The sequence below is a fragment of the Anaerocolumna sp. AGMB13020 genome, from assembly GCF_033100115.1.
Taxonomy (GTDB): Bacteria; Bacillota; Clostridia; order Lachnospirales; family Lachnospiraceae; genus Anaerocolumna.
This window is the reverse complement of record NZ_CP136910.1, coordinates 4,122,495-4,146,636: the sequence shown is the minus strand read 5'-3', so window position 1 is coordinate 4,146,636 and position 24,142 is coordinate 4,122,495. Positions and strand designations below refer to the sequence as shown.

Sequence of the window (24,142 nt, the reverse complement as noted above, 5' to 3'; positions counted from 1 at the left end):
ATCATTTCCTCCTGTCCGCCAGAGTACAGCCTACTGGCATTGTATCCCGATAATGTTATAAATATGTAAAGTATTTATTAAATCAGTGTAAAATTCTACAAAATATTGCATTTTACTTCACAAAGCGTAAACTTTTAAATTTTTTTCTTCGTATTCTTTCGTTACTAATATAAATATCATTTAATGCAAAGCAGCTTATGGATCCTTTATATTAATATATCATTTTAATTCTGCAATAATTTTACTTTTTGATGTCTCTACTTTTTGATGTCTCTACTTTTTGATGTCTTTACTTTTTGATGCCTTTTACTTATTAATATTTTTTATTTTTTGATATCTTTTATTTTTTAATATCTTTTACTTGTATGGTATCATAACCTTGTTTCAAAACCTTGGTTCTAATGTAATGAAACGTTTCATCTTCTCCTCTTTCCATTAACATTACCAATAGTTTTTCTAAGAGTTTCTCTGTTTCCGGGTGAATTAAGTAGTGTTGTCTTGAGGTATTAAAATAATCGTAGGCATCTCTGTCGGTATATGCCTCTTTGTTGTAGATTCTACTGGCTGCTACTCTGTCACAGAACATTTCTACAACGTAATTTACCGGCATTCTCATGCCAGACATGGGAGCCCCCTCATTTACACTGTAATCAATCCAATATTCCAGATGGTGTTTATTTCTGCCTTTATGATGAAGCCATGCCAGACTGTAGCCACGGTCTTCTCTTTCTGCATTGTTTGGACTTCTGTTTCCCTGGAAATATTTCGCACCTACCAGAAATTCTACCGGACTGTATTTGGACATATCGTGTAACAATCCCTGCCTGTAAAGCCCTGCCCTGAAACAATATCTCATCACCAAATATTTATGATGATTAATTGTTTTTAAATGCTGTAACCACTTCATACTGCCTGCCATATCTGCTTTCCGGCCCTTTCCCTCATGTTTGGGTTTTATTATATTCTTCCCTTTCCGTTAATGCAACCATTTCGGTGTAAAAAGTCAAATTTTGTGGTACCGGCTGGTAATACGGGCGATGGTCTTTTAACAATAACATCACCTGCTTTTTACACTGAGACAGGTGGAGAATGGCACCAGGGAAGAAGCCGTGTAAAGAACAGGTGCTGAAATAGAATAAGCCTAATATAATTATCCTAATTTATACTGTTATCGTTGTTGTCTTTCTGATGTTTTCGCTTATAATCTCTTAAGTTGGTAAGTTCCCTGGAAGTCTCCATACTTAGCCTGTTGTTCAGATGGTTTGAATCCATGTTGCTTTTTGTTTCTTTTCGGAACTGTTTTACAATCAGATAAGTTATACCATAGAATATAACAATTGCAATTCCTGCGATTAGCCCTGTTCCCTGTCCTTTGATAAAGGGCATGCTTATTATGGCAACAATAAGGCATAGAAGCACAAATAAGGAGGAATACGGAAAACCTCTTAACCGTAGCCTGTCTTCCGGCTTCCCGTGATTTCTCCGGAAACGGATATGGGTTGCCATTATCATGGAATAGGTAAACAGGGCGGAAAAGCCGCCGGCGCTGATAAGGAACAAATACACCTGGGGAAGCAGTAAGCCTACATATAAACCAAGTAGCATAGCTGCACCAGAGAATAAAATCCCCTTATAAGGCACTTCTTTTACTTCTTTTAGGAATGGCGGTGCCCAGCCGTCATCTGCCAATGACCTTATCATTCTTCCAAGTCCGAACATGGAGGCTAACATAGTGGATAGGATGGCAGTTATCAATACAATATTCAAGACGGTTCCTGCCCAGGTAAATCCGTACCGGTTAAGTACTGCTACCATAGGGCTGATATCTTCCCTTATTTCTCCTGTGGGTATCAGAAAAAGAGTGGTACCTACAGATAGTATATATAAACCTAACAGTATCACCACTGTTCGGTGAATTGCTTTTGGTACTGTTTTTCTTGGTTCTCTTGCTTCTGAGGCTGCGAGGCCGATTATCTCAAACCCTGCATACGCAAACATAATTATTAGTAAGCTGCCTGCAAGTCCTCTGAAGCCATCTGCAAAAAATGCCTCATTTGTTATAGCCGGAGTATTGTAAACGACAGCACCACTTGTTGTTACCCCTCTTACAATCCCCAATATAAGCAAAACACCCATTATGATAAAAGCTACTACAGTCAGCATTTTTATAGCTGCAAGACCACTCTCTAACTTACTTAGTCTGCTTGCACCAAGTAGATTTATCAGGGTTACACCAATTATTATGGTACTTCCCAAAATTGTAGTCGAAACCTCCGGAAACCAATTCTTAAACAATAACGATATAGCTGTTGCTTCACTGGACATGGCAAGCACCATTCCTGTCCAATATACCCACCCTGTTATAAATCCTGCTCCCGGTCCATAGGCATCGGCTGCAAATCCTCGAAAGGAACCCACGCCCGGATTATTTACAGTCATTTCAGACAACGCAAATAAAATAAAATATACAAGTACACCGCCCAATATATAAGAAAGGATTATTGACGGCCCTGCAGAATGTATTGCTACTGAAGACCCTAAAAAGAAGGAACCGCCAATTACGGAACCTACTGCCATCATTGTCAGCTGCCAGGCTGATAATCCTTTTTCATGCTTTTCACCCATGTTAACCTCCATTCTTATGTTAGAAGAAAAATTGCTCCAGCATTAAAATTTACTATTAGTATCCCACAGAAGTATTATTATATTAGCTGACTTTTGATTTTCCTTTTCCAGCAATAGATTTTATCATAAAGATTTGTTATAATTTAGTAATTATGGTGTTTCTATTTTGAGGAGGTTATACTATAATAATAGTCATAGATTTACTGGTTATTTGAATTAAATATCTTCCTTAAGGAGAGCGCTTATGAAACTTAAAAAATTTATAATTCTTCTTTCGCTGGCTTTGTTTACAGGTTGCAGCAGAGAAAACATAAAAAGCAATACTGATTATGAAAACCTGACAATCAGAAAGGATATCTTATTTGATACGAATAATGATGATTTTATATTCATCAAAGGAGAGGATATCAACTCAGATGGAAGCAATGCCTATATGGAATTTGATATGGGTAAAAACGATGGTACAAGGGAGATGTTCAGGATACGGGCAGATGTTAAAAGTGGGACTGAAATTATGTACTTCAATGACAAAGCAGCGGTCAATCTGTTACATGCATTTAAGAACAATCCATTAGAGAATATAAATGCGTTTGAGGAAGGAACTCTTCCGAAAAAAGATTATTATTTTCAGGTAAGCTTCTTTGATCTGGATGAGGATGGACAGAAGGAGATAATACTCTCTATTGGCAACATGATTGATGAAGAAGTCAGTATAATCTTTCAGACTACCGATTCTGTTGATACCCCGGCAAAATATATAGGTGCTGCCTATGGCGAGCAAAGTATGTATCTGGCTGCTGATCACCATATCTATGCACCTTATGGCAGAGAGGAGCAGATAAACGATTATATCTATCTTAATAAGAAGTTGTATAAAGCAGTAAACTAATCTTCTGCTTAAGTTTCAAAGCATAAGCTAAATCTGCGGGAGATATCCGTTCTCTTCTGCAAGGAATTATGCAAATAGCTGTCTGACCACGGGGCAGACAGCTATTTGCATAGTTCCTTGCTTCTATTTACGAAATCTTAAATTCATCTATCAATTTCAGAAAATCCTCTTCCATATCATTGGCATAATCCGTATACTCCTTGTCCAAATTCTCCAAGGTAGCAGCAAGCTTACCAAGAAAGGCCGGGATATCCTTCTTTCTCATACTTCCAACCATTTTACCAAGATGGCAGGCACCTTCTAAAGAAGAACCGCAGATATGCAGGTCAAAAGCATCTACCGGTTCATTGTCTACTCTTCTCTTGATACCGGTGAAACCCAGTGGGCTTATCTGATGTCTTGCACAGGAATTCAGGCAGCCGGACACTGAAAGCTGGGGCAGCCTGTTTGGGTTTATTCCTTCTGCCTTCATATAATCAAGGGCAGCGTGAATCAGTTCCTGACTTGCTATCATGCCAACCTGACAGGAGGGTGTCCCCACACAGGATATACTTCTGGAAAGTGATATGACCATATTCATCGCGGCAAGCTTATCAAGCAGTATCTCTGCCTGCTTTTTTGTCAGATTTCTTACAAAAAGGCTTTCATCCATGGACAAACGAATATCCGGCGTATTGTTTTCCTTTTCTGCTTCTAGGATTTCATCCATGAAATCCCTGAGAATTTTAAAATCCGAAATTTTAAATTGTCCGCAGATGGGATGGATTCTCACTGCAAACAGACTCTCCTGTTTCTGCTCAAGGATTACTTCCCCCTTATCAGGAGATATGACTTCCTGATTTGTTTTGGTATTTTTCTCTATCTTAGTATCACAGGCTGCAAACTCCTCCGCGAATTCGGTAAAGCTGTCGTCGCCTTCTACTTCTTTTAGCTTATCATAAAAGGCATCCAAAAAGGCTTCTTCACCGATCCTCACCGGTACATAACGAAGTCTTGCTTTTCCTTTATTCTGATAGTCACCTTCTGCCATAAACAGCCTGATTGCTGCTTCTACATAATGAAGGGCTTTGGAGGGTTCAATCAATTCCTTAAGCTCAATACCAAAAGCCGGATTATTACCAAGTCCGCCGGCTAGATAAACTTTAAAATAGGGCTTACCTTCTTTTACAACGGCCAGAAAACCTAAGTCCGTAGAGGTACATCCGGCATTATCCCTGCCGCCGTTGGAGTAAGCTATCTTAAATTTTCTTGGTAATCGATATTCGGTAATATGTTCCATTAGGTACTCTCCGGTACAGACAGCAAATGGGGTAACATCAAAAGCTTCACCCTTTTCTACACCTGAGAGAGGTGACAGGGCAACGTTTCTTGGAAAATTACCACCGCCTCCTCTTGTATATAAACCATTTCGAATGGATTCTTCCATTATCTCACATACTTCATCAAGGTTCAGGTCATGTAGCTGAATCGCCTGCCTGGTAGTCAGATGAAGTTTCTCAATACCGAACTTCTCCGCTAAACGAAGAATTAAATCAGAATACTCTCTGCTCAGTATTCCAGAGGACACACGAAGACGAAGCATGAACTGCTCACCGCCCTTTTGCGCATAAACCCCCATTCCTCCTGAGATACCCTTAAATTCAGCAACCGTTAGTTCTTTTCGAAGGAAACTTTCGCCTTTTTCCTTAAAACCTTTAATTTCACTGATTAGTTTTTCTTTATATTCCAGTGTCTGCACTTTGCTCATATCAGAAAATTCCTTTCTGCCTGTGCCGTATTATTCCCTGCGGTACATTGCCTGTCTATGCTGCCTGAAGCATCATATGTAATTGTATACCGTCCTATTGTAAGTCAAACCATGGAAAAATGCAAGGTTTACCAAGTTAACTTGCCAGAGTGCTTTTTGCACTTCGCTCTGATAGAATTACCATCATTATCAAGAATACCAGCAATACAAAAGGATATAAAAGAAACGTTACCGAGTTGGCAATTGCACCAAAGAGCGGAGGCATAAAAGTTGAGCCAATATAAGCACAAGCCATCTGCATTCCCATCATGGACTGGGAGGCCGCTTTACCGAAACGTCTTGGGGTTTCATGAATCATACCCGGATAGACAGGTGCACAACCTAATCCCATTAGAAGCAAACCTCCCATCAAGGTGTAATTTCCCAAAGGCAGTATCAACAGGAGAATACCAAGAAGTATAATTCCTTCTCCCATACGTATCATGTTGCTGCTTTTTACCTTCATGGTAACAAAACCTCCGAGGAATCTTCCAACCGTTATACCAAGATAAAAAAGTGACACCCACTTAGCAGCAGTTTCCGGTGAAACCTCCTTGGTATATACCAGGAAGCTGCTGCCCCATAAGCCTGCAGTAGCCTCAATAGCGCAATAAGCAAAAAAAGCAAATAAGGCAGAAAGTACGCCTTTCTGTTTTAATATTTCACCTTTTTTAAGCTCCTTCTGCCCTTCCTCTTCCACCTCTTTGTTATCCTCTTTGACCTTTTTCCATAAAGGCAAGGACAGGAACAATATTACAGAAAGACTTAGCTGCAGGATTCCGATTGTTCTATACCCCAAATCCCATCTTCCCCCCTGTTTAAGAAAAGATGCCATAATAACAGGTCCAAGGGTTGCACCCACTCCCCAGAAGCAATGGAGCCAGCTCATATGATTGGCTTTATAATGTAAGGCTACAAAGTTGTTAAGTGCTGCATCCACAGATCCTGCTCCCAGTCCTAAGGGAATGGCTAGCAGACATAACCAGATAAAGCTGTCAGAGTAAGCAAATCCCAGCAAAGCACCAGCTGTCATGATAACACTGATGGCTGTAACAAGGCCTGTTCCAAGCTTCTTAATAACAGCACCGCTGAAGAAACTGGAAACAATGGTTCCACCTGATACTATCATGGTTACAATACCGGCATAGGATACAGGCACATTAAGCCCCGGATGGATTGCCGGCCAGGCTGAGCCGAGTAAGGAGTCCGGAAGCCCCAGACTGATAAATGCAAGATATATTATCATTAAAAGTAAAATTGTCATTCTAACCTCTTTCTGAAAGTCCAAGATGTATATTCTTAATTATCCAATACATACTACTCTGTATTTATTGACACTGTATTTATTGACACTGTATTTTCACAGGACATTTTCTTCATAAATTAAATTATTTATAGCATAACGGTTTCGATTCCTTTTCTTGAAAGTATATACTTATCCACCGAATGCTCCAATAGGAACCGGATCATACCCTGTTCAAAATCCTCTTCGAAGTTTTGAGATAGCACCAGATAAATATCAAATTTTCTAAAAAGAAGCTTTTCTGCAACTTCTTTGATTCCCGCCACATCGTCCTCCTGAAAAAAATCACCATATAAAACAATCTGCTCCGGTGCAATAACACAGGCTAAAGCCGCCACAAGCCTGCCAATCGCTTCCCTTATTTCTGTTCGGTTATCATAGTCAAGCTTAATCCAATCCACTCCAATAGGAAGACCTGCAATCTCACCTGCAAAGCTTTTATTTCCTGTATAAACTTCACCGTTTAGAACAAGCCCGGCACCTGGGGGATAAAGCCTCGGAAAATAAATACCGGCAACATTTAACATACCTCCGGGGGCTTTGTAGTGATAATAACCGTTTACTGCCCCGTTGATGTCATTGATGAAGATAACCGGTACTTTGTATTTCTCCCTGTAATGCTTCATAAAGACATCACCGGTCAGGTTTCTGTAATCATTAAGGGTTACAACGCCGTCCTCTTCTTCCCCTGGCAAACCAAAGCCGATTATTGAAATATGGGAAACCTTCTCCTTTCCCCTGTCTATAAGTTCTTCAAAGCTTTCCAGCTGGATATCCTCCATAAAGGCTTCTTCTTTATACACACTCTCCCCTGCAAGGTTAACTACTGCCAGATGAATGCAGTTCTGATTTTCTTTCTGATGGCCATAGATAACAATTCCGTAGCTGTAATTTACATTATAGTGATACAAAAGAGAGGGTCTGCCTCCGTTAGAGGGTATCATCTCACCTTCCTGTACTTCTCCGTGCTTCACCATATCCGTCAGAATGGAATTGACAGTTACCACACTTAGCCCGGTCTTCTGAGATAAATCCTGCTTTGTTGCTTTTCTTAAGGTCTTTAACTGCTCCCTTACCAGATCTTTATTAACTTCTTTCATCAACAGGGTATTTCCGCTTAACATAAAACACCTCCTAATACTGATTGTGAATCAAAGCAATTTTATATAACTCTTTTTAAAAGTTCTTTAATAAGTAATCTTTATTATACTGAGTTCAAGAATTTCTGTCAATATAAGTTTATACTCTTATTCCCTGATAAGAACTTTTACCGGATATTAAAAATCAATGGCGCCACAATCAGTATCAACCCTGCCAATGCCATACAGACAAAAAAGACTCTATTATCGGCAGCCAGTTTTATATCCTCCTGCAAGCCCCTGCCCCATTTTAGTGATAACTTCGTCTCATTATCCCTGATATCACTTCGTATACTCAGCCCTCCAAGTACGGAAAGTCCTCCAATAATAAGTAATAGCATACCTGCATATTCAATAATACGCATATAACTATAGTCGTAATGTCTGCTGATTAAATAGCAAATCCCCATCACTGTTCCAAATAAAACCATAAAAACCATTATTCGAACTAACATAATAAATAAAAACCTTTTCATATTACCTCCTGCTCTTCTATCCAGTTCTTTTAATTGACATAGCTTATGAATATCATAACTTAATTGTATTTATTTGTAAAATTAAGATTACATTAGAATCTTGCCGTTAAAATTTTTATTTGAAAACTTCTCTCGGTAGTATTTATATATCCGGATACACCATTCAAACAGCTAAACCATATACTATAGTATCAACATAATCAGAGGTAACACATGAACCGAAATTATTCCAAGGAACATGTAACAGAGCTGGAGACTTTACCTGAAACATATACGGTTGATATGGCTGTTAAAAGCAAAGATGTGGTTTTAAGCGCCGTAAGACCTCATAATACGGAACGATTCTATAGTTTTCTATCAAATATAGACAAGGGTATACCAGATAAAATAAGAATAACCGCATTTGAAACCGATAATGGAGAGATATCAACCAAAAGCATACTCCAATATGACGGCAGCTCAATTATTTATACCGTCTTCCGTAAGGATTCCAGAACCTATTACGGAGATAAAATAATTGCCAGCTGCCGTAATAATGATATTTTTGATTATTATCTCACAACTGCGGATTCTCAGATGGTGCCTGTATATTGGCTGAGTATCTAAAGGGTACAAATTATTCATCTGTTCCTTGCAGCCTGCGGATAATTCCCTCAAGCAATGTATGTTGGAGGGGGCTATTTAGCAGGCTGTATTTCTGAGAATAAATTCGCAAGATTTTCCTGTGTGCATATATTAAATTAATAAACTCTGGAAGGTTAGATTATGCCTGACGGAAAAGCAGACAATCAATTAAATCTTGCACTGGATGTTCCAGAGCAGGTAAGGGATAAGACACTGGATCTAAATGTGGGTTTTATACCGGAAGTGAAACTCTGGGAACTAATCGTGAAATTCAGTGGTAATATAACACGAATTGCAGAAGAACTAGGTGCTGTGGTGGTACCTCTTCAGAATGAGTATGCTATCATAACGATTCGGCAGGAACTGATACCAAGGCTCTCAGAATACCAGGAAGTGGAATTTATAGAAAAACCAAAACGTCTCTTTTATTCTGTAAACCAGGGCAGAAGCGTCTCCTGCATCAACCCTCTTCAGACTGCCCAGTTCAATCTCTTTGGTACAGGTGTTATTGTTGCGGTTATTGATTCCGGCATCGACTATGCCCACCCTGATTTCAGAAATCCCGATGGCTCCACCCGAATACTGGAGTTATGGGATCAGACTATTGATGGTGCTCCTCCGGAAGGTTATGCCATTGGCACCTTATATACCCGGGAAAAAATCAATGAAGCCTTAAATGCACCAGACCAGGCAGCAAGGCTTGCAATTGTTCCCAGTGTGGATTTATCAGGCCACGGGACACATGTGAAGTGGTTGAAGGTGAAAATCAATAAGATTAATCACGAGGAATCCATGGCGGGTTAACGATAATCATAGTTATAATCTCCAGTGTATAATTATTTCCTGATTTTTATCTCTGCCTTTTTCTCCAATCTCTATGAAATCAATGAACTCATGATAGATTTCCTGATCCGATTCCTTCAAATTCAGCAGATCGTTTAATATAACCTCCCTATTTATATAAGTATCATTCTTTCTCTCCTGTTTCTGTATTTGAAAATCTGCTTCTTTCACCTTGCCCTCCAATTCCTCCGTCATCTGAATAAGATTGCTTTTTAGCTCTCTATATTCCTCTTCCGATATTTTGTTATCCGCCTTATCTAAATATAACAGTGCCAAAGCCTTCTTAATTCTGCTAAGCTTATCCTCTAACACAGTAAATTTCTTTTCCTTCTCTTTCAATAACTTGTTTCCTGAAGCACTGCTACTTTCTGTTACAAGATACTCCTCCAGATTAATATGCTGCAAATTAGTCTGAAGGATATCCTGTATTTTCAGCTTTACTGCTTCAACGAGCTTATTATAATTCACCGAATGAGCAGAACACTGCTCTTTTTTGCTTCTTTTATATAACTGACAATACAGCGTGACATATCTTTTATCACCATTACACCTGACCATTGTGCTGCCGCAATCCATGCATTTTATTTTTCCGGCAAGAAGATTAATCTGTTTCTTTCCTGCTTCATCGGCAGAACAAGCATACCTTCTGCTCTTTCTTAATTCCTGAACCAGTGCAAAAGATTCCTTATCAATAATTGCTTCATGACAATCCGGTACGATAACCCATTCCGATTCCGGTACAGCTATTACCTTTTTACTTTTATAGCTTACCTTTCTTTCCTTTCCTTGTACCATGTCACCTGTATAGATACGATTAGAAAGTATTTTCTGTATGGTAGAGGTACCCCATATATTTTTATTGCTATAGGCAGACGCTTTAAAGGTCTCCTTATCGGTGATTCCCTGCATTCTCTTATAGACACTGGGTGTAGGAATATCTTCTTCGTACAGCTTGTCACAAATCTGCTTATTCCCCAATCCCTTAAGTGCATAAAGATAAATTTTTCTTACCACCCAAGCTGCCTCTTCGTCTATGATAAGTCTATGATTATCCTCCGGAGATTTCTTATAACCATATGCGGCGTAGGAGCCAAGAAACTGTCCTTTTTCCATCTTACTGCGAAAAACACTGCGGATATTTTCTGACAGGTCCTCACAATACCACTCATTGATAAGTCCATTAATCTGCCTGGCTTTTTTATTACCTTTGATGTCCGTATCCACATGATCAATAACTCCGATAAAACGTATACCGATTACCGGAAAAAGTCCATGAAGATACTTTTCAACGAGCTCCATCTCTCTGGTGAATCTGGACTGTGTCTTACAGATAATAACCTGAAAGCACCCTTCCTTCGCATCGTTTATTAGCCTGTTAAAGGCAGGTCTGTCACTGTCAAGCCCGGAATAATCATCATCGGAATAGATATCATGAATTATAAATTGATGAGCAATTGCATAGTCCACCAAAAGAAGCTTTTGATTTTGGATGCTGGCACTGTCATCTCCCTGATTCATCTTATCCTGGTCTTCCTTCGACAATCTGCAATAAATTGCTGCTTTATCCACAATTACACCTCCCCTGCTCTCCTTTATCAAACTTTCCATTTTTATCAGAGAATGTACCTGGTTGTTGCATTGAAGATTTTCCTGTTATTAATACGAATCGCTCTTTTTCTCTTGCCTGTTCTTAAGAAGCCTTACGAGTATTTTAGTAATCGCTTTTTGCCTCTCCTCCAATGACTGACTCTTGTACGCATCTTTTATGATAAACATTGGCATTACCCTTAGCAAATCTATTCTTATGTAAATATATTTCTGTTAATTTTGTCCTATTCACAAATCATATTCTCAGATGATACCTTCCCTTAACTCTGATGTTATTCGGGTAGTCCGTTCCATAATGAGAAGCGCCTTTACTTGATTTGCTTTGGTTTAAGCAATTAATCCAACGAAAGCTTTAACCATTATGGATTTTATTTCGTTCACTTTCAGTTAACAATGAGACGTCTGTTTTAACCATTGTCTTAATCAAAGTGATAAAGTAACAAATAATATGGTTATTTACCAATTGTTACAAGGATTACTTTCATGTATAATTGAAATAAGTTTAATATATTATTTCTTTTATATATAATTGACATAAGTTAATTATGTGGTTTCTTTCATGTATCGATTACTTAAATCATTTTATAGCAGGACGAGTTATAGTAGACCCATGTTATAGCAGGACGAGCTTTAAGAACGTAGCGCAATCTTTAAATACCGATATGCTCCTCAGTAGATATTCGTGTAAAACAAGCAGCTATTTTTTACAGAATGATAAAAGAATAGGAGACCTTCTGAATGGAACGCGATATCAATGTGACAGAGACGAGAAAGAACTTTAAGAAAGAAATCAACTATACTGTCCGAACACTCTTTCTATATGAATTAGTTATGTTTTCGACAGTTGTTGTATATTCCATGTTTTCAATATTAATAACTATGCTGAGAGATAGGAATATGAGTGATAGCGATTATGATGCGTTTATTACTTCAATAGGTGAAAATGCTTGGTCCAGTATACTGGGGATTGCCCTTGGATTGATCGTTATTTTGATATATCGAAATAAAGAAATACTTAAAAATGATTTGACCGTCGTAAATAAGAGAATGACTGCATGTTCCTTTGTTGGGATCTTATTCGTTTTCATGTCCGTACAAACCCTTTTTGGACTTTTTGGTATGCTGGCAGAGTTTCTCTTGAACACCTTTGGTTATACCATGTTAGGGCAGATTGAAACAGCCACTGCAACCAGTACTACCCTTTCCATGTTCTTATATGCCAGTTTTCTGGGACCTGTAATGGAAGAGATTGTTTTTCGCGGAGCTATGCTGCGCTCCTTTCAAAAGTTCGGAAAGCTTTACGCCATCGTAATGTCTGCACTACTATTCGGTGTTTTTCATTCGAATTTCATACAGGGGATATTTGCTGCAGTGGTAGGTTTAATATTAGGTTATGTAGCCATGGAATATTCTTTTAAATGGGCGGTACTCTTACATATAATAAATAATTTTATCTTTAGTGATGTACTGGGCTTCCTGATAAAAGGTCTCTCAGAAAATCAGCAGGATTTCATAACTACCTTTATTAATTCAATTTTCTTTCTTGTAGGTATGATTATTTTATTTATTAATAGAAAGAAGCTGTTTACTTATCTGCGTGACAACAAATCACCCAAGCATCAATATAAATATACCTTTACTACCTTATGGGTCATACTTTTTATAGTCGTGAACTTATTTTTAGCTCTCGACGGTATTGAGAAACTTGAGATTTTTTCTTCTTAAGTAAAATTGAAAGAATATTGAAAAACTTCCTCCTAAGCATGCAGTTTAATCCTACAACTGCCTGCCTAAAAGGAAGTCTGTCAAAATCTAATTTGTATTTCTTTTATCTATTACTTACACCTTTTATTTATTTCTTTCAACATGTTTTTTATAGCATCAATTACATACTGGGGCTGGTCTTTCATAATATAATGACTTGTGTCAGGTACAAATATAAGTCTCGAATCATTCGACCAGGTCAGCCATTCTCTCATGATTTCATCTGACATCTGTTGGTATTCTGGACCGCTTCCGCTATCAGAGGGGTGAAGTATTGTGAAGGGGATATTTCTTAAAACATCACCTGCGTTCATTACCTGCAGAGAACTTTGAATTATCTCACTTAAAGTACCATCATTCTCTTGAAACTGTCCTAAAAATAAATCTTCAACCTCAGGAGCATATGCTCTAAAAAACTCGACATTTTTTTGTAAAGTATCTGCTGAGGTACCGTCAACACTAACAATACCTGCTACTTCACCAGGATATTCCTTGGCGAACTCTACCGCCTCTAACATTGAAACAGAATGAAGAACTAATAAATATGGCCCATCAACTTCTGCTGCCTCTAATAATGCATGCAGGTCTCTTGCTCTGTCTATGGCTGTTTTCCCAGAACCATTCTCAAACACTGATTCATCATAGGGTATGTCCTCACCATTTAGAAAAGCAGCCATTGATTCCTCACTTAATGGATTTCTGTTAACACCCTGATCGCTTTGTCCCAGTCCGGCTCTGTCATAGGTTATGGTTTTAGCGAATTTAGCTATCTTTGACTGAATATTACCCCAGGTTTCATAAGCCGGATCTTCTGAATATGTATAAATTCCATCGCCATAGCCGGAATCAAAAACAACGGTAACATTACTGTCAATACCCATAGTTTTGGCATATAAGCTTTTGTCACCGATATCCACCAGCCCTTCTTTTACCGCAGTCTTTGCTGCTACTGAAACAGCAGTAGTTAATATAAGGCTTGTTGCAAGTACAAGTGTTGCTATTTTACGAATAATGTTGTTCTTTTTCATTTTTTTCTCCTTATGCTTTTTAGGTAGTTTGCAGTCCTTCTTATCTATGTATTATATTCTTACTTTTATTGGATATTATAACACATATTGGAATTTTGTCAAATTTCACCTGCCCATTGTTCAATCAATAAAAACAGTTCCATTAAGGTAAGAACATTCTGACCGCAAGAAAAAATATTCCTCGTAATACCGATAGAACTGCAATAAAAAAGACACTGATCGGCTTATATTTCACCTGTCAATATCTTGATTTATCAGTATTTTCGGCATATATACAATTTTCGATTTCAACTATGTGACACATGTGACCGGCATAGCAGCAGGAAATGGCAGAGCCAGTAATGGTCTGTACCGTGGCGTAGCTTCCCAGAGTGAGCTGCTGATCGTAAAGCTTGGGTCCTCCATCAGCAACTCCTTTCCAAGGACTACTCAGTTAATGCAGGGGATCGATTTCTGCGTAAAACGCTCCCTTGCTTTGAACAGGCCTATGGCTATTAATATCAGCTTTGGCACCAACTATGGTTCCCATACAGGGAATTCTCTTCTGGAGACCTACATGAGCGATATTGCCAACAGAGGGCGTATAAATATCTGTGTGGGAACAGGAAATGAAGGCACCGCAGCAAAACATACCAGCGGAGTATTGAGTATGACTCCGGGTGCGTCAAGAGAACTGGTGGAGCTGGCTGTTGGAGAATATGAGTTCACCTTTAACCTGCAGCTTTGGAAGAACTTTTATGACCAGTTTGATATTGCAATAACATCTCCCGGTGGGACCAGGGTAGGACCAATCCCAGAACGGCTTGGAACTCAGCAGTTTCGTATCGGTCCCACAGAAATCTATCTGTATTACGGAAAACCGGTACCCTATAACAGCCAGCAGGAAATTTATCTGGAATTTATACCGGTGAACGATTACGTGGAATCCGGTATATGGACCATCGAACTGATTCCGCGCAGTATTGTAGTAGGAAATTACGATATGTGGCTTCCGTCAGGAGGGGTATTAAATCCTCAGACAGCGTTTTTAAGGCCCACCGAAGTGACGACTCTTACTATTCCCTCAACAGCTGAAAGAGTAATCTCTGTAGGCGCTTATGATGGCTCTAATGACAGCCTTGCTTATTTTTCAGGAAGAGGTTTTCCAAGGGGTGGTTTTCCCATTAAACCGGATCTGGTAGCGCCAGGTGTAAATATAAATTCCTGTTCCCCCGGAGGCGGTTATACCGTTCGCTCCGGTACCAGTATGGCAACTCCATTTGTAACCGGCAGTTGTGCCCTGATGATGCAGTGGGGAATAGTAGATGGACACGACCTCTTTATGTACGGCGAGAAGATGCGTGCCTATCTGATTGCAGGAGCCAGAGAGCTTCCTTTCGAACCGGTGTATCCCAACCCAACCTTTGGTTATGGTGCCTTGTGTTTAAGAAATACTTTTATGCTGACACAATAACCAGAGTGGTGACAGAGGTTTTGTCCTGACTAATTGAATATTTTCAATCAGTCAGGACAAAAGTTACATTTTCCATTTCAACTACATTCCTTCAGCAAGATCCTCAAGAATTTCTTCATAAGATGTATCAGGTGACCAGTACTTTATAGCAATATTATCTTCTGTATGGTATATATAAGCACAGATACTTTTATTATCCTGCATCCAGATGTCTGCCCTTAGCTTCTTACTAAGACCTTCCTGCAGCAGGTCAAAGGAATACTTTCGAAAAGCTTCTCCTTCATAATTCCTTGGGTCAAGACCAATCTGCACAGACGCTGCAATCTGTAGTTTTGTAAGTTCCTGATTCAAAAAGTCTTTTGATAATATAGGCGTAGTTTTACTAAACTTATCACTGCTTGCGATATCCCAGCCATATTCACTCAGAACTTTTTCACTATGCAGAACCGGATAGTAGATTTTGTAAGTAAGTACAATAAATAGGCAGATCAATAGAACCGTTGCACTAACTGCAAAGTATAATTTACCTCTGGATATTTTAGTCATACTTTCCTCTCTTTCGCCGTCTTAAGCGGCACCAATATGAAATTTTCTGTGTTCTTATACTCTTGTTTACCAAATACGATGTCAAACTACCTAAACATGCTTCCCAGTTAATAATGATGTTAGCATCTAATTAGTACAAAACAAAATGAGACAATCCCTTGAAATAATGTATAATAACAAGAGGAGGAACTCATTATGCCAAGAAAATCAAAACAACACACTAAGCAGTTCAAGTTGGATGCTATCAACTATCGCAAGGAACATCCTGATCTTACACAGGTTGAATGTGCCAAGAATCTCGGAATTGGTATAAGTACCTTAGCCAAATGGGAGGCTCAGTTCCGTGACCATGATGGTGACATTCCCGTTAGAGGTTCCGGTAACTACGAATCAGATGAACAAAAGGAAATCGCTCGTCTCAAACGTGAGCTCCGTGACGCTCAGGATGCACTTGATGTGTTAAAAAAAGCCATCGGCATTCTGGGGAAAGATTGACAGAAGCTATCTATACCGAAGTTTCTGCCAAGGTAGAGGCATCTAAAGTCACAAAACGCCGAGTCTCTACTTCCGGAATGCTGAAATTTTTAGGCGTGTCTCGCTCTGGATATCATGCTTTTCTGAACCGAAAAGTCTCTTCCACCAAGCAACGTAAAGAGGCTGTCAAAAAGGAAATCCAGAAGATTTATGATAGTTCAAAACAGAATTACGGCGCTCCTAAAATCACCAAGGAACTTCGCAAATCTGGGGAAACCATTGCCCAGCGCACAGTAGGTAAATACATGCGTGAAATGGGTATCAAAGCTCAGTGGATTAGACCTTGGACCACTACAACCAGAGACTCTGATTTCAGTGATGAACTTCACAACATTCTTGATGAACAGTTTAATCCAGAACGCCCTAATGCTGTCTGGTGTACCGATATCACTTACATTTGGACACAGGACGGATTTGTCTATCTCAACTGCGTTATGGACTTATTTGCGAGAAAGATTATTGCCTGGACTCTTTCTGATACTATGGAAGTGTGTTCCGTTATCGAAACAATCAATAAAGCAAAAGCTTGTCGAGACACCGATTTTCCTTTGATTATACACTCAGACCGTGGTAGCCAGTATGTTTCTAATGCCTGGCGAGAAGCCACTGTAAATATGCAACGAAGTTATTCTCATACTGGCTATCCTTACGACAATGCCTGTATTGAATCTTTCCATTCTCTCATCAAACGAGAATGGTTGAACCGGTTTAGTATTCATAACTACAACCATGCATATAAGCTTGTTTTTGAATATATTGAAGCCTTTTATAACACCGTCAGAATACACAGCTATTGTGATTATTTGTCTCCAGACGAATATGAAAAACTGTATGAGAGGGCTAAGTCTCTGCCTGCTGCTTAACATGCAGAACTTCTCATTTTAATTTGTACTAAATCTTGACATAGGACCATAATGTTTCCGGTTCCTGCTTTCTCAGTATATAATACTCTGGTTTACTAAATATAATTATGCTACTTTTACCGTCAGGGAGAAATTGTCCATATAGTAAAATACTTCAGATATATTCTTCCCGTTAAAACTCTGTTCTTTGATGCACCTTCGAATAGGTACCCTCCACCCATCTGTTCTTTGAATTTAACCTGATACTTATCTTCTATGTAAGAAAACAAAGCCTCACTATCCGCTTTTCTCGTAAGATATACCGTTTCTTGCTCCCCTTTGGCATCCACTCTCTCCGCCTTAGCATATTCATTGCCTATTATCAGCATAAAAATAGGCTTAACATATTGAAGTGGATCTCCCTCTTGAAAAAACGTATCCTTTCCCATAACAAAAAGTGCACTAAAGGTCACAAGCAACAGAATCATCAGGTCATGTTTCTTGATTCTTCTCATTTTGTTTCCATTTGTATTTCTGTTTCCTTTGTTTCTGTTTCCATTTGTATTTCTGTTTCCTTTTGTATTTCTGTTTCCATCTGTATTTCTATTTCCATTTTTGTTTCTGTTACCATTTGTATTTCTGTTTCCATCTGTATTTCTATTTCCATTTATATTTCTATTATCATTTGTATTTCTATTATCATTTGTATTTCTATTATCATTTGTATTTCTACTTAAATTCGTATTTCCGTACATTTAATTTCTCTCAATCTGCTGCTAACCCAGCATAACTAATTAACCCTATTCTCCGACCATATATATATAGCCTCTTCACTCTCCGTACCTTTAAAATAAACATTGTCATTTAACTCAGCAAAAATCTGGCAGGTAATACTAAAGGAATCTGAATCCTCTCCACTTCTACCCTTGTCGGGTCTTAAGGCTAACAACGGTTTACGAATGCGTATAAAAACATCCTTGTTATTGCTTTCATAGGATTCAATGCTATAATTATCCGCTAACGGAGTACCACTGCTGATCTTAAGAGTAAGTATTTTATCTTTCTTTGAATATTCCATTACCTGAAATTCCAACCCCTTGGCAGGCTGGTATGATAAATTCATCTCAAAAAGCAGATAATAAAGAGGTCATCAAGGTACTCCCTGTTATAAATCTCATTTTTCTTCTTAGGAATTACTTGTTTGTTAATACTTGAAGGATCTGTTAAACGATTATACATAAAATTTACTCCCAATATAGAAAAATCCTTAACCCGCTACAATCTCTGTAATTATTATACTATTTCTAATTATTTCTAACAACATAAATTTAGCTCCAAACAAAAATACATACACTCATAAACCAGCGGAATAATAGCTTACAATTCAAGCAATAAATCTTCACATGACAAATATAGAAATATTTCAAGTAAAGTAATAAATCTTTACAATCCAACTAATAATTCTGCACAAACCAATCTCTTCCCCATACACTATAAAAGGCAGCCATACCTTAAATACACTAAACCGATTAAAAATATTGCAAATCAAACTAATTGTACATCATTTTCCTCTCCACCCTCCAACGAAAAACATCCAACCTACGCAACAGCCAACACACAGAGGATTTGTAGTTCTGTTTCGCAGTATTGCCTTGAGAGAATCCTTATGACACTTAAGTGACAGAAACTATGAATAGGTAAAACAGTGCCACTGTCTGAGCAAAATACACCTCCATCCCCAAAGAGATACAGCGAGTTTGGCACTTTTTTACCTGCCATGAATAGTTCCTGTCACTTTAGTGGAATAGGGATTCTCGAAGAAAATACAGCGAAACAGAACCACAAATCCTCGTCCGTCAGCCTTTCACTACCGTCAGCCTTTCACTACCGTCAGCCTTTCACTACCACCAAGCATTTCCAATATCTATTCCCGTTCTATATCCAACCTTGTCTAATTCCCACACATCATATATAATAGAAAAAACTGCCAAGAAAGGAGATTCCCATGCTAAGATTTTCAGTCAATATCCGAGATCTCAACTTTAACGAGGCTGCGGAAAAATTCCTTCCCGAGGACCTGGCTGGTATCTTGCTTAAAGCCGGCATACGTATCCTCCCTGCCAAAGAACAGCTTACTGCTTTCCTTATTAATGCTAACAGGGACAAGATAATCCGGGAAATTAACAAAAATACAGAAAAAAAATCCCTTCCCCTTAAAGTAAATAATATTCAGTTGAAATATCAAAAAGAGTTATAGAGCAAGGCGTGTCAGAACACGCAGATAGGAGCCAACGATGTTAAAATTAGAAGTAACCTTTGATGAAATCAATTATGGTGAGTTTCTAGCAGGACTTATTCCTATGATCCTTGATAATCTCTCCTCCAGGGACGAGAAATCAAAAGAGGTCGTAAACCTCATTAACGGGTTGGGTGACGCCCCTGCCAGAATGCTTACGGCTGCATTTGCCGAACTTCCTGGTCAGGATATGAATAAACTACTCTCCGGAATTTTCTCTATTTATCGTGAGGATGTGCTAAAGATTATAAACGATAAGCTGAAAGAACAGAAATTAACCGGAGCTGTAACTGACATTCGTCTCCAAAACGTTTAAAGTATCCTTCTTAACAAATTTATTCACTCATTAGCTGTTAGCTATCCCTTTATACAAGGAAGAAATATCAATTAGCCTCACTGCAGACTTACAGAAAGCAGTTCTGTCTGATTGACCTTCCTTCCATTATAAATGGGTAGTATAACAGCTTTTTGTTATTCTGAAGGGGTTCCCTCCTATAACTACTTTCTCCCCTTTTCCTTCCAGACTCACCTGTTATCTGTAGTTTTGTTTAGATCTGGCTTTATTTCCAGTAATGCCATATGGTCTAATTGTGACAAATATATTACAATATTGTTAACCCGTTGACGCCGAGCTTTGGCCCACCAATAGGAGGCTTTTATGATAAAATTGAAATCTGTACGAGTTGTGTTAGCTGCATCTTTACTATCCCTTGTACTTTGCCAGGCAAATGTATCTGCCGCCACATACAAGGTTGCAGCAAACGATTCTTTATATAAAATCAGTAAATTGTTCAAGACTACTGTGGCTACCATAAAGAAAACCAACAACTTAAAAAGCGATACAATACAAAAGGGGCAGAAATTAACGATCTCCGCTAAGATATATACAGTAAAGAAAGGGGATACCCTCAATAAGATTGCAAAAGCAAATAAGATTTCCCTTGCCAACTTAAGAAAAGCCAATAACAAGTACAATGATACCTTAAAAGTAGGCCAGAAACTGATACTTCCAGGCATAAAAACCACTGCAAAAACTACTGCTACTGCAAGAACTGCCACAACTGCTACAACTTCCGCTAAAGTAGAGGCTGCATCCTCAAAAGCAGTAATTAAATATACTCAGAAAGAAAAAGATTTACTGGCAAGATTGATTACTGCAGAAGCTACCGGACAGCCTTATAAAGCAATGGTTGCTATCGGAGGTGTCGTAGTCAATCGTGTACAAAGTAAAGAATGGCCTGATACCATAACTGCTGTTATAAATGATGTCCCCGGCGGTTACTACCAGTTCACACCCGTTAAGAATGGTTATATTAAGAAACCCGCATCCGATATAGCCATCAAAGCTGCAGGAGAAGCCCTGTTAGGAACCGATCCCTCAAAAGGCGCAATGTTCTACTTTGACGACAGTTCCACCAACGAGTGGCTATGGGCTAAACCCCAGACAGCTAAATTTGGTAACATGGTTTTTGTTAAATAATAAGCTTACAACGAATCAACCATAGATTTCCTTTCAATAAAAGCTGCGGCAGTAATCTGCCGCAGCTTTTATTGTTAAATACAGATATCTATTATACTAAGATTTATCTTACAGATTGAGCAATTTACAAACCTGCTTTTATAACAGTACATTACTTACAACCTCTACCAATTACCTTTTGATGTTAAAAGCATCAAAGCCAGGATACTGAGCACTTGTTCCGAGTTCTTCTTCTATGCGTAACAGCTGATTGTATTTCGCAACACGCTCACTTCTGCTGGGTGCCCCGGTCTTAATCTGGCAGGTATTAAGAGCTACAGCCAGATCTGCAATGGTAGTATCCTCTGTTTCACCGGAACGGTGAGAGGAAATTGCGGTGTAGCCTGCTTTGTGTGCCATCTTAATAGCTTCCAGCGTCTCTGATACGGAGCCGATCTGGTTCAGTTTGATCAGGATGGAATTACCGCAGCCAAGTTCAATACCCTTTTTCAGTCTGCTGGTATTGGTAACGAACAGATCATCACCAACTAACTGTACTTTGCTACCAAGCTCTTTGGTAAGTAACTCCCAGCCTTCCCAGTCTTCTTCATCCAGAGCATCTTCAATGGAGTAGATAGGATATTTCTCTGTAAGCTCTTTCCAGTGAGCAATTAATTCTTTGTTTGTGAAATGTGTCCCTGCTTTTGGAAGAACATACTCGCCCTTTTCTTTGCCTTTCCATTCACTGGAGGCAGCATCCATAGCAAGTACGAAGTCTTTACCAGGTACATAACCGGCTTTTTCAATAGCAAGCAGGATTAACTGAATTGCCTCTTCATCACTGGCAAGGTCAGGTGCAAAACCACCTTCATCACCAACGGAAGTAGCAAGACCCTTTTCTTTTAATATTTTCGCAAGTGCATGGAATACTTCTGTACACTGACGAAGTCCTTCCTTAAAGCTTTCTGCACCGGTAGGCATAACCATGAATTCCTGAACGTCAACGGTATTGGCAGCGTGAGCACCACCGTTTAGGATGTTCATCATAGGCACCGGAAGTTTGTTGCCTGCGCTGCCGCCTAAGAACTTATACAAAGGGAGTTCAAGTGCAGTTGCTGCTGCTCTTGCTGCCGCGATGGATACTGCAAGAATAGCATTGGCACCAAGTCCTGATTTGTCTTTGGTTCCATCAAGAGCGATCATTGCTGCATCTACTGCATAGATATCCGCAGCATTCTTACCCTTTAAAGCCTCACTGATAGGTCCGTTGATATTCGCAACTGCCTTTAATACACCTTTTCCGCCGAATCTGTTTTTATCCTCATCTCTTAATTCCAATGCTTCAAAGATACCGGTGGAGGCACCGCTTGGAGCTGCTCCTCTTCCTATTGTACCATCCTTTAACACCACTTCTGCTTCCACAGTAGGATTACCTCTGGAGTCAATAATTTCTCTGCCTGTTACCTTCTCAATTTCTAAGTATTTCATTTGGTGTTCCTCCTTTTATAATTAGTCGTCGTGGCCGTTAAGCCCTTCAGATGTTTCATACATTTCCTATATATATCGGCTGAGCCTGAACAGTCACATTTACCTTAGACCTACCCAAATACTACCACAAACGAAATCAGAATACAAGATATAATTTGATAATGGTTATCAATAAGAACTCTTTTGATTTTATTGCTACCTGTTAATTTTTTTCAGGCAAATGAAATTATTTCCATGTTTTTTAGAAAACAACTGTACGAAAACCGAAAAAATCCGGAAAATTTTCTTGCTTTTTCTAGTAAAATATTATACACTAATCCTATCCTTAATCGTTTACGTTGGTCAAAATATACATATAAATTGTTATAATATTGAGAGAATTACTGGGAGGATTAAAGCATGGTCTCCATGAAAGATATATCCATAGCCTGTAAAGTATCCGTAGCCACCGTTAGTAAAGCACTGAATGGCCACAAAGATATCGGGGAGGATACCAGGGAACTGATACGAAAAACCGCCAAGGAAATGGGCTATTTTCCCAATTCATCAGCCCGGGCACTCAAAACCAACAAGAGCTTTAATATTGGTGTGTTATTCATAGATGAAGCAAGAAGCGGTCTGACCCATGATTACTTTGGGAATGTACTTGAAAGCTTTAAGGTGACGGTAGAACAGCAGGGTTATGATATCACCTTCATCAGCGGCAGCAAGCAGCGTAAGGATAAGATGTCTTATCTGGAGCATTGCAGATACAGAGGTTTTGACGGAGTAATCATAGCCTGCATCGATTATGATAATCCAGAGGTAACAGAGCTGATACAGAGTGATCTTCCGGTGGTGACCATAGATCATATATTCAACGGAAGAACCGGTATTATGTCTGACAATATTAAAGGTATGCAGGATTTGTTTACATATGTCTATGAATGCGGCCATCGCAAGATAGCATACATTCACGGCGAAAGAAACAACTATGTAACTACCATAAGGCTCACTGCCCTTTACCGGACAGCAGAGGAATACGGTGTAGAGATTCCCGACGAATATATCAAGGCTTCAGCCTTCCGAGATATCTTTACGACTGCCGAGATGACCAGCCAGCTGTTAGAACTGCCTGATCCTCCAACCTGTATTCTCTTTCCGGATGATTTTGCGTGTCTAGGAGGAATAAATGCTATCAAATCCAAGGGATTAAAAATTCCGAGGGATATCTCCATAGCAGGTTACGATGGTATTAAGACCACCAAATACCTGGAACCCCAGCTTACCACCATCAGTCAGGACACTGATAAAATCGGCAGATATGCCGGACTGAAGCTCATAGAGTTAATCGAGAAGCCCAAGACAGCACTTGCAGAGTATATAAATGTGCCGGGTGAACTTGATAAAGGAGCTACTGTTTCCGTCATCCACCCGATTGATGCTTTAAGATAAATTTA

At 39.0% G+C, this 24,142-nt stretch carries 23 protein-coding genes; 11 read left to right on the top strand and 12 right to left on the bottom strand.

What is annotated here, in order from left to right; genetic code table 11:
* Positions 1 to 340: 340 nt before the first annotated feature.
* Complete coding sequence (locus tag R2R35_RS17190) at positions 341 to 907, bottom strand: DUF5662 family protein (protein ID WP_317731063.1); 567 nt, start codon at positions 905 to 907, stop codon at positions 341 to 343.
* 248 nt (positions 908 to 1,155) lie between these two features.
* A complete protein-coding gene (locus R2R35_RS17185; protein WP_317731061.1) occupies positions 1,156 to 2,625 on the bottom strand; it encodes an amino acid permease in 1,470 nt (489 codons plus the stop codon).
* A 244-nt stretch (positions 2,626 to 2,869) separates the two neighbouring features.
* Between R2R35_RS17185 and R2R35_RS17180 the strand changes: the two genes are divergently transcribed.
* Positions 2,870 to 3,514 (top strand): hypothetical protein, encoded by a 645-nt coding sequence (locus tag R2R35_RS17180; RefSeq protein ID WP_317731060.1) that lies wholly within the window; start codon positions 2,870 to 2,872, stop codon positions 3,512 to 3,514.
* Between the two features lie 127 nt (positions 3,515 to 3,641).
* Here the strand turns inward: R2R35_RS17180 and R2R35_RS17175 are convergent, their stop codons facing one another.
* The 4 genes from R2R35_RS17175 to R2R35_RS17160 all read right to left on the bottom strand — a co-directional run bounded on the left by R2R35_RS17175 (position 3,642) and on the right by R2R35_RS17160 (position 8,218).
* The gene (locus tag R2R35_RS17175) at positions 3,642 to 5,261 is read right to left on the bottom strand and encodes a nitrite/sulfite reductase (RefSeq protein ID WP_317731059.1); all 1,620 of its coding nucleotides are present in this window, start codon (positions 5,259 to 5,261) and stop codon (positions 3,642 to 3,644) included.
* 136 nt (positions 5,262 to 5,397) lie between these two features.
* Positions 5,398 to 6,564, bottom strand: a complete 1,167-nt coding sequence (locus R2R35_RS17170) for an MFS transporter (RefSeq protein ID WP_317731058.1) — start codon at positions 6,562 to 6,564, stop codon at positions 5,398 to 5,400.
* Positions 6,565 to 6,692: 128 nt separating this feature from the next.
* Positions 6,693 to 7,727, bottom strand: a complete 1,035-nt coding sequence (locus R2R35_RS17165) for an ROK family transcriptional regulator (protein WP_317731057.1) — start codon at positions 7,725 to 7,727, stop codon at positions 6,693 to 6,695.
* Between the two features lie 143 nt (positions 7,728 to 7,870).
* Entirely contained in the window at positions 7,871 to 8,218 is a 348-nt protein-coding gene (locus tag R2R35_RS17160; RefSeq protein ID WP_317731056.1) for a hypothetical protein, read from the bottom strand.
* Positions 8,219 to 8,431: 213 nt separating this feature from the next.
* Between R2R35_RS17160 and R2R35_RS17155 the strand changes: the two genes are divergently transcribed.
* Together R2R35_RS17155 and R2R35_RS17150 are read left to right on the top strand one after the other, a co-directional pair.
* The gene (locus R2R35_RS17155) at positions 8,432 to 8,824 is read left to right on the top strand and encodes a hypothetical protein (protein WP_317731055.1); all 393 of its coding nucleotides are present in this window, start codon (positions 8,432 to 8,434) and stop codon (positions 8,822 to 8,824) included.
* Between the two features lie 159 nt (positions 8,825 to 8,983).
* A complete protein-coding gene (locus R2R35_RS17150; RefSeq protein WP_317731054.1) occupies positions 8,984 to 9,646 on the top strand; it encodes a S8 family serine peptidase in 663 nt (220 codons plus the stop codon).
* A 12-nt stretch (positions 9,647 to 9,658) separates the two neighbouring features.
* Here R2R35_RS17150 and R2R35_RS17145 read toward each other — a convergent pair whose 3' ends face one another.
* A complete protein-coding gene (locus R2R35_RS17145) occupies positions 9,659 to 11,254 on the bottom strand; it encodes a recombinase family protein (protein WP_317731053.1) in 1,596 nt (531 codons plus the stop codon).
* Between the two features lie 777 nt (positions 11,255 to 12,031).
* On the opposite strand from R2R35_RS17145, the gene R2R35_RS17140 reads away from it, so the two are divergent.
* Positions 12,032 to 13,018 carry a CPBP family intramembrane glutamic endopeptidase gene (locus R2R35_RS17140; protein WP_317731052.1) on the top strand — a complete coding sequence of 329 codons (987 nt, stop codon included), beginning with the start codon at positions 12,032 to 12,034 and terminating at the stop codon, positions 13,016 to 13,018.
* Positions 13,019 to 13,128: 110 nt separating this feature from the next.
* Here R2R35_RS17140 and R2R35_RS17135 read toward each other — a convergent pair whose 3' ends face one another.
* On the bottom strand, positions 13,129 to 14,085 hold the full coding sequence (locus tag R2R35_RS17135; RefSeq protein ID WP_317731051.1) for an alpha/beta fold hydrolase: 957 nt from the start codon (positions 14,083 to 14,085) through the stop codon (positions 13,129 to 13,131).
* A gap of 304 nt (positions 14,086 to 14,389) precedes the next feature.
* Here R2R35_RS17135 and R2R35_RS17130 point away from each other — a divergent pair, with 304 nt between their 5' ends.
* A complete protein-coding gene (locus R2R35_RS17130) occupies positions 14,390 to 15,538 on the top strand; it encodes a S8 family peptidase (protein ID WP_317731050.1) in 1,149 nt (382 codons plus the stop codon).
* A gap of 81 nt (positions 15,539 to 15,619) precedes the next feature.
* Here the strand turns inward: R2R35_RS17130 and R2R35_RS17125 are convergent, their stop codons facing one another.
* Complete coding sequence (locus tag R2R35_RS17125; protein WP_317731049.1) at positions 15,620 to 16,084, bottom strand: DUF4830 domain-containing protein; 465 nt, start codon at positions 16,082 to 16,084, stop codon at positions 15,620 to 15,622.
* A 195-nt stretch (positions 16,085 to 16,279) separates the two neighbouring features.
* On the opposite strand from R2R35_RS17125, the gene R2R35_RS17120 reads away from it, so the two are divergent.
* Entirely contained in the window at positions 16,280 to 16,579 is a 300-nt protein-coding gene (locus R2R35_RS17120) for a transposase (protein ID WP_317731048.1), read from the top strand.
* Entirely contained in the window at positions 16,576 to 17,481 is a 906-nt protein-coding gene (locus tag R2R35_RS17115; RefSeq protein WP_317731047.1) for an IS3 family transposase, read from the top strand. Before R2R35_RS17120 ends, R2R35_RS17115 begins: the two co-directional genes overlap by 4 nt.
* A gap of 122 nt (positions 17,482 to 17,603) precedes the next feature.
* On the opposite strand, the gene R2R35_RS17110 is transcribed toward R2R35_RS17115, so the two are convergent.
* The gene (locus tag R2R35_RS17110) at positions 17,604 to 18,215 is read right to left on the bottom strand and encodes a hypothetical protein (RefSeq protein ID WP_317731046.1); all 612 of its coding nucleotides are present in this window, start codon (positions 18,213 to 18,215) and stop codon (positions 17,604 to 17,606) included.
* A 35-nt stretch (positions 18,216 to 18,250) separates the two neighbouring features.
* Entirely contained in the window at positions 18,251 to 18,538 is a 288-nt protein-coding gene (locus tag R2R35_RS17105) for a hypothetical protein (protein ID WP_317731045.1), read from the bottom strand.
* Positions 18,539 to 19,465: 927 nt separating this feature from the next.
* On the opposite strand from R2R35_RS17105, the gene R2R35_RS17100 reads away from it, so the two are divergent.
* From R2R35_RS17100 to R2R35_RS17090, 3 genes are all read left to right on the top strand, one after another.
* A complete protein-coding gene (locus tag R2R35_RS17100) occupies positions 19,466 to 19,717 on the top strand; it encodes a hypothetical protein (RefSeq protein WP_317731044.1) in 252 nt (83 codons plus the stop codon).
* A 37-nt stretch (positions 19,718 to 19,754) separates the two neighbouring features.
* A complete protein-coding gene (locus R2R35_RS17095) occupies positions 19,755 to 20,072 on the top strand; it encodes a hypothetical protein (RefSeq protein WP_317731043.1) in 318 nt (105 codons plus the stop codon).
* Between the two features lie 342 nt (positions 20,073 to 20,414).
* Positions 20,415 to 21,236, top strand: coding sequence for a cell wall hydrolase (locus tag R2R35_RS17090; RefSeq protein ID WP_317731042.1), 822 nt, complete (start codon positions 20,415 to 20,417; stop codon positions 21,234 to 21,236).
* Positions 21,237 to 21,407: 171 nt separating this feature from the next.
* Here the strand turns inward: R2R35_RS17090 and eno are convergent, their stop codons facing one another.
* The gene (eno, locus tag R2R35_RS17085; RefSeq protein ID WP_317731041.1) at positions 21,408 to 22,703 is read right to left on the bottom strand and encodes a phosphopyruvate hydratase; all 1,296 of its coding nucleotides are present in this window, start codon (positions 22,701 to 22,703) and stop codon (positions 21,408 to 21,410) included.
* 399 nt (positions 22,704 to 23,102) lie between these two features.
* Between eno and R2R35_RS17080 the strand changes: the two genes are divergently transcribed.
* Entirely contained in the window at positions 23,103 to 24,137 is a 1,035-nt protein-coding gene (locus R2R35_RS17080; RefSeq protein ID WP_033168285.1) for a LacI family DNA-binding transcriptional regulator, read from the top strand.
* Positions 24,138 to 24,142 lie beyond the last annotated feature (5 nt).